The organism is Streptomyces sp. NPDC001393, assembly GCF_053597455.1.
The window spans coordinates 1-1,430 of sequence record NZ_JBSFIH010000158.1 but is presented as its reverse complement, the minus strand read 5'-3'; the positions used below and the strand labels follow the sequence as shown (position 1 = coordinate 1,430).

Sequence of the window (1,430 nt, the reverse complement as noted above, 5' to 3'; positions counted from 1 at the left end):
CGAGTCGGCGGCTGTCCGAGCGGGCTCTGACAGGGGCGTGGCCGCGCTTCCCGGTGTCGCCGCAGGCACCGTACGAAGCATTCGCCGGGGTTGTGAATCTGGATTGGCATCATGGCCAGTGGGCGACGATGGCGGTGACAGAGGTTCTGGCCGAAGCCACCGGCGCCCAGGTAAGGGAAGCAGTCGGGGCGGCGAGGTTGCTGGCTGTCCGCCGGGCCGCGTTGGCGTGCGGGCTGCGGGCGCTGCGGGTGTGCGACGACTCGTGCGGCACACTGGGCGAGTGGCTGCGCCGGGCGGTGGCCGAGTACGCCGCCGTCCCCTGGCGGCGGACGGCGATGCCCGCCGACGTGTTCTGGCAGGACTTCCTTGAGTTCCTCGTTGAGGTCGGTGATTTCGGCGTCGTCGGTCAGCCTTGGCTGCGCCGTGGCCTGTGCATGGTCACGGTGGGAGCAGTCGCCGGCTTGGGCTACTGCCTGCCCAAGGTCATCTCCCTCATCTGGGGCAAGCTCGGCATCTCACCACTCGGCTTCGTCAACTCCCTTGTGGCCCCTACGTTCGCCAGTGTCTCGGCCGCTCTCTTCGCCGTAGGGTTCACCATGCCCGCCTGGGGCGTCGGCCTCGGCAGGGCCATGGCGTGGATGTCCGACTACCGCACCTTCCACCGCCACTACCCCCTTTGGCAGGCGATCACCCGTGCCTTCCCCGAAGTCGTCCTCGTCGCCCCGCCGGCCTCCCGCAGGGAACTGGCTCCCGACCTCCGGTTCTTCCTCGGTCGCCAGGTGATCGAGATACTGGATGGCGATATGAGACTTCGTCCCCACCATGACCCGGAAATCAGCCGCATGACACGAGAAGTAGCGGCGAACCAGAACATCACCGGCGACGAGGCGGATGCCGTCGCAGAAGCCGCGCAGATCGCAGCAGCCCTTCAGGCTCGGTCTACCGGCCACGAGGCGTCAGGGGGACACGGCACTGACATCGACGATGCCGCCAACGGCGACCTCAACAAGGAAGGTGCTCGTCTGACCCGGGTCGCCGACGCCTTCAGCACCTCCACCGTCATCCCCGCCGTTCTCGAGCGGCTCCGGTCGGCGAAAACAGACGCATGAGCAACAACAAACAGACCGGCAGCGTCTCGTCACTGCTCAGTGAAGCACTCGTCGCCGACCCACACGGCGCCTACGCCCAGCTCCGCGACACCGCCCCGGTCCACCGCACCACCACTCCCGACGGCGAACCCGTGTGGCTGATCACTCGGTACGCCGAGGCCCGCGCAGCTCTGGCAGACCCCCGGTTCTCCCTGAACAAGGCAAACGCCAAAACCAGCGGCGAGTTCAGATCCTCCATGCCCCCTGAACTCGACGCGCACCTGCTCAACATGGATCCGCCCGACCACACTCGCCTGCGCCGACTCGTCGCCAAGGCATTCA

Annotated in this window: 1 protein-coding gene and 1 pseudogene; both read left to right on the top strand. The window is 67.3% G+C overall.

The window, feature by feature from the left end; all coding sequences use genetic code 11:
* Window positions 1–1,109 (top strand): MAB_1171c family putative transporter (locus ACWC2T_RS46035; protein ID WP_450676245.1); only part of this gene is annotated, 1,109 nt, incomplete at its 5' end.
* Window positions 1,106–1,430 (top strand): annotated as a pseudogene (locus ACWC2T_RS46030) (cytochrome P450); the annotation flags it as partial. The gene ACWC2T_RS46035 and the pseudogene ACWC2T_RS46030, both read left to right, overlap by 4 nt.